This is a genomic window from Streptomyces antimicrobicus (assembly GCF_020532625.1).
Lineage (GTDB): Bacteria > Actinomycetota > Actinomycetes > Streptomycetales > Streptomycetaceae > Streptomyces > Streptomyces antimicrobicus.
Genome location: NZ_JAJAUY010000236.1, coordinates 1 through 4544, shown reverse-complemented (window position 1 = coordinate 4544; position 4544 = coordinate 1). Strand labels below are relative to the sequence as shown.

The 4544-nt window shown below is 75.2% G+C and carries 4 protein-coding genes; 3 read left to right on the top strand and 1 reads right to left on the bottom strand.

Translation table 11 applies throughout. The features are described 5' to 3' along the window. Nucleotides 1-66: 66 nt before the first annotated feature. A complete protein-coding gene (gene eccB / locus LG632_RS29580; protein WP_226731007.1) occupies nt 67-1668 on the bottom strand; it encodes a type VII secretion protein EccB in 1602 nt (533 codons plus the stop codon). Nucleotides 1669-1927: 259 nt separating this feature from the next. Here eccB and eccE point away from each other — a divergent pair, with 259 nt between their 5' ends. The 3 genes from eccE to LG632_RS29565 form a co-directional block, all read left to right on the top strand. Further along, the gene (gene eccE, locus LG632_RS29575) at nt 1928-3211 is read left to right on the top strand and encodes a type VII secretion protein EccE (protein ID WP_226731006.1); all 1284 of its coding nucleotides are present in this window, start codon (nt 1928-1930) and stop codon (nt 3209-3211) included. Then, nucleotides 3208-3906, top strand: coding sequence for a hypothetical protein (locus LG632_RS29570; RefSeq protein ID WP_226731005.1), 699 nt, complete (start codon nt 3208-3210; stop codon nt 3904-3906). The genes eccE and LG632_RS29570 overlap by 4 nt, the downstream gene beginning before the upstream one ends. Before the next feature lie 139 nt (nt 3907-4045). Then, nucleotides 4046-4544, top strand: a 499-nt coding sequence (locus LG632_RS29565) for an SCO5717 family growth-regulating ATPase (RefSeq protein ID WP_308109444.1), incomplete at its 3' end; no start/stop codon positions are given.

The window sequence follows — 4544 nt, the reverse complement described above, 5'->3', positions numbered from 1 at the left end:
GTGCGGCGCTGCGGCGTGCGGCGGTGCGGCGTGCGGCGGTGCGGGGTGTCTTCGGCATCGGCGGCCTCACGAACCCTGCGGCTGACGCGCGGCGTTGGTGTCCAGGCGCGGGCCCTTGGAGAGGAACTCCGACCAGGCGATGGGCACGAGCGAGGGCACCACGGTGCCGTAGCCCAGCCGCAGCTGGGCCTGGCTGGCCTCCGGCCGGCCGTCGGAGCTGTCCTTCTTGGGGTCGGCCGCGCCGATGCCCGAGCGTTCCGCGTCGGAGTCGCCGTTGGCCTGGACGGCGTAGCGCAGACCGGTGTCGGTGACCAGGAACAGGGTGCCGCCGGCGGTGCCCTGCTTGCCCTGGACCTGGGTGTAGAGCAGGCCGGAGCCGGGCGTGACGTACGAGCTGGAGCCGGTGGCCGTGATGTCGACGGGGAAGCCGGAGCCGGCCCAGGTGCTCATCGTCGGGTTGCCCGAGCCGTCCACCGAGCGCAGCACGTTGCAGACCGTGTCGCGGTCGGTGCCGCCCTGGCCGCCGGCGGGGGCCGCCGTGCCGGGGGCGGCGGTGTGGTTGATCTGCGTGGACTTCTTCAGCGGCCAGCGCGCCTCGCCCTTGAAGGGGGTCGCGTCCGGCACGAGGGACTGCAGGTCCACCTCGCGCGGCTTGCCCTTCATGTTCAGGGTGTCGGTGGCGGGGGCGTTGATGAGCAGCCACGCCGTGAAGTCCGAGACGGGGGCGACCTTCCCGGGCAGCACCACGTAGTGCTGCGGGCCGGAGCCGGTCTGGGCGCGCAGCACCATGCCGACCTTGTTCTCGGCGGTGACCAGGCCCGGGACCTTGGCGTCCGCGCCGACGGAGCCGGGCAGCTGCGGGAAGCCGAGCGGCTCGCCGTCGCGCAGGGTGGCCAGCCACTGGTCGGAGACGGGCTGCGGGGTGCCGCTGCCGACCAGGGCGTTGGTGAGCTTCTGCGCGTCCTGGGCGGCGGCCGAGCCCGCGGGGCCCTCGGGGAACTTGTACTTGGTGCCGACGGCGTCCACCAGGTAGCGGTCCTTGGCCTCGCCGGTGCTCTGCACGTACAGCACCTGGCCGTCGGCCAGCTTGCGCTGGTCGTCCATCAGGCCCGCCTCGCGGGAGGCCAGGACGAAGGTCGCGGTCTGCACGCTCTGGCCGTTGCCGCCGGGCTTCTGGCAGACGGCCCAGCGCTTGGCGGTGCCGGCGTCCTTGTCCGAGGGCAGCCGGTCGGGGGCGTACTGGATGCCGATGATGGGGCCCCGGGGCAGCTTGCCGCTGTCGAGGACGGTGTCGTCGACGGTGACGACCTTGTACTTCTGCGGGTCCAGCAGCAGCCGGGCGGAGGCCAGGTTGAGCACGGGGTGCAGGCGCTTCTGGTCCTTGCCGTTGACCTTCGTCGTCAGCACGACGTAGCGGGTGGTGGAGCGCTTGCCGACGATGACGTGGGCGCCGGGCTCGTCCCAGCCCTTGGGGGCGGTGGGCTTGAGCATGCCCCAACCGCCGAACGCCGCCAGGATCACGGCACCGGTGACCATGCTCGGCACGACCGCGCGCAGCGGGCGCGGGGCGCCCTCCTCGGTGCCGGTGGCGGACGGCTGGAGGAACGCTGCCACCGTACGCCGCTTCGCAAAGGTGTACGCGTTGAGCTCATCACGTCGTGATGCCATGACCGCCTGTTTCTCCCCGCACGGCCCGGTCGGTGAGTACGGTCCCCGGGCCTGGATCGTCGGACCGGCCACCTACTATGCCTGTTGACGGACGGTGCCCATGGGGCGGGTAGGGTGAGGCAGCCGCTCACTGCCTTCCGTACCGGGGTAATCAGGGCTTGTTCGGGTGGATTGGGGAGGTTCAGGCGGGTCGCGGCGATGTGCCGTGCGCCGCCGGGACGTTCGGGGTCCGGACCCGGGAAGGGGAACTGCACCAGTGATGGCCACCGCGACGCGCCGCCGTACGGCGGCGGCCGCACCGCCGCAGGGCGGGGTGACGCCGCATCCCAGGTCGAGCCCGGGCCGCTTCGGTCCGTTCCGACTGCAACAACTCGTGCTGCTCCAGGTGGCCGCGGCCCTGCTGCTGGTGGCCTGGGTGCTGGACATGCTGCTGCTGGTGCCCGCGGGCGTGGTGGCCGCCGTCCTCGTCGTGCTGGCCGTCGTACGCCGCCACCAGCGGTCCCTGCCCGAGTGGATCGGCTCCGCGCTGGCGCTGCGGGCCCGGCGGCGGCGGGCCGCCTCGCTCGTGGTGCCGCCGGGGACCGAGCCGGGGCTGGCGCCGGTGGTGGAGGCCGATCCGGCGCTGCGGACGTACACGTTCAGCGATCGCGACCGGCGGCCCGTGGGCATGATCGGGGACGGGACGTTCCTGACGGTGCTGGTGCAGGTGGACTCCGACGCGACCGCGCTGCGCGAGGACCGGGCCGCCCGGCCGCTGCCGCTGGGCCTGGTCCGCGACGTGCTGGAGGTCGACGGCATCCGGCTGGAGTCGGCCCAGTTGGTCCAGCACACGCAGCCCGCCCCGGCGCCGCACCTGCCGGCCCAGTCGATGGCCACCCGCAACTACGCCCCGCTGCAGGCCAGTACCGGCACGCCGGCGGTACGGCTGACGTGGATCGCCCTCAAGCTCGACCCCGAACTGTGCCCGGAGGCGGTCGCCGCGCGCGGCGGCGGGCTCGAAGGCGCGCAGCGGTGCGTGGTGCGCGCGGCGGACCAGCTGGCCAGCCGGCTCGCCGGGGCCGGGTTCCGGGCGACCGTGCTGACCGAGCAGGAGCTGACGGCCGCGCTGGCGACGTCCTCGTGCGCCAACCCGATGGCCATCACCCAGGCGGGCCGCGCGTCGGGCCGTTCGGGCTCGCCCGGGCGCCGTACGGAGGAGACGCCGCGGACCTGGCGCTGCGACGACCGCCGGCACACGACGTACTGGATCGCGCGCTGGCCGCAGTTGGGCGGCGGCGCGGCCCCGCTGCCGCACTTCGTGGCGCTGCTGACGTCGCTGCCGGCCCTGGCCACCAATTTCAGCCTGACCCTGGCCCCGGCGGACCGGCACGGGGTGACCGTGACCGGCCACGTCCGGATCACCGGGCGCAGCGACGAGGAACTGGTCGCCGCGCGGCGCGAGCTGGAGCGCACGGCCCGCGGCGTGAAGACCGCTCTGGTGCGGCTCGACCGCGAACAGCTGCCCGGGGTGCTGGCTTCGCTGCCGCTGGGAGGCGCGCGATGAGGATGGGTTACGGACTGGTCGGCCCGCGCCGGGAGCGGCACACGGTGCTCGCGGAGGAACTGGACGGCCTGGCGCTGCCCGTCGGGGACGACGGGGTGGTCATCGGCGTGGACGCCGAGGGCCGGCCGGCCGTGCTGGGCGTCAACCGGTCCACGCCGTACGAGGTGACGCTGATCGGCGGCCTGTGGACGGCCCAGGTGCTGGCGCTGCGCGCGGCGGCGACGGGGGCGCGGGTGGCGGTCGAGACAGGCCGCGGGCAGGTGTGGTCGGCGCTCGCGCAGGCGGCCGGCGGCGGCCAGCAGTGCGTCACGTTGCACGAGGTGGGCCGGGTGCCGCCGCAGGGCGCGTCGGCCGGCAGCCCGGTGCTCGTCGTGCGCGACTGCGGCATGCGGCCGCCGCGCGGCCGGGTGGTGGCCGGACCGTGGCAGTCGGTGCTGACGCTGCTGCCGTACCTGAGTCCTACGGCGCCGCGGCTGTTGCAGCAGTCGTCGCTGGTCGGGGTGCAGCGGGTGTCGCCGGACGAGGCCGAGCAGATCGGCAAGCTGATGAACCTGCCCCGGGCGGCGGTGGATTCGCTGCCGACGCTGGGCGACGGGGTGACGCTGTGGTGCAACCAGCGGGACCGCCGGTTCGTGATGACCCAGGGGACCGAGGCGGAGACCGGGCTGCTGGGCGCGGCCCGGCGGATCGACTGAGCCCGGGTCGCGGGGCCGGCCGTGTCGCGGGCCACCGGCACGGGGTCGGGCTTTGGCGGCCGGGCGCGATTAGGCTGACCGTGGGCGTGGCGCCGCTGTGCGCGCCCAGGGCAGTGCTGGACCAGACCAGGAGGACGCAGTGAACGGCGATCGGAACGAGAGCCGCGGCGGGACGTGGGACGTCCCGACGGACGATCAGTCCGACGCGGAGCCCGAGCTGACGGGCGAGTTCACCATCGACTACACCCCGCCGGCCTGGTACACGCAGAACGCGGCCCCGTCCGCGTCCGTCCCGGGCCTGCCGGAAGGCAGCGGCTTCGAGCCGCACCGGCCGCCGGTCGGCGGGGGTTCCGCAACCCCCGCCGGGGGTTCGCCGGCGTCCCCGGCCGCGGACGCGCCGGTCCCGTCGGCGCCCCTGCCGGGCCTGCCGGGGCAGGTCCCCGGCACCCCGGCCGCCGTTCCCGCGCAGGGTGCGGGCGGCTCGGCGGCCGTGCCGTCGCAGGGTCCGGGCGGCTCGGCGGCCCTTCCCGGGCAGGGACTTGGCGGCTCGGCCGCTCTTCCGGGGCAGATGCCCGGTGCCCCGGCGCCGTACGGCGGTGCCCCGGGCGGCGGCGCGCCGGTACCCGGCGTTCCGGGCC

What these genes read in the sequence shown, in the direction of transcription:
- eccB (WP_226731007.1), bottom strand. Translation starts at nt 1,668, where the DNA reads ATGGCATCACGACGTGATGAGCTCAACGCGTACACCTTTGCGAAGCGG.
- eccE (WP_226731006.1), top strand. Translation starts at nt 1,928, where the DNA reads ATGGCCACCGCGACGCGCCGCCGTACGGCGGCGGCCGCACCGCCGCAG.
- LG632_RS29570 (WP_226731005.1), top strand. Translation starts at nt 3,208, where the DNA reads ATGAGGATGGGTTACGGACTGGTCGGCCCGCGCCGGGAGCGGCACACG.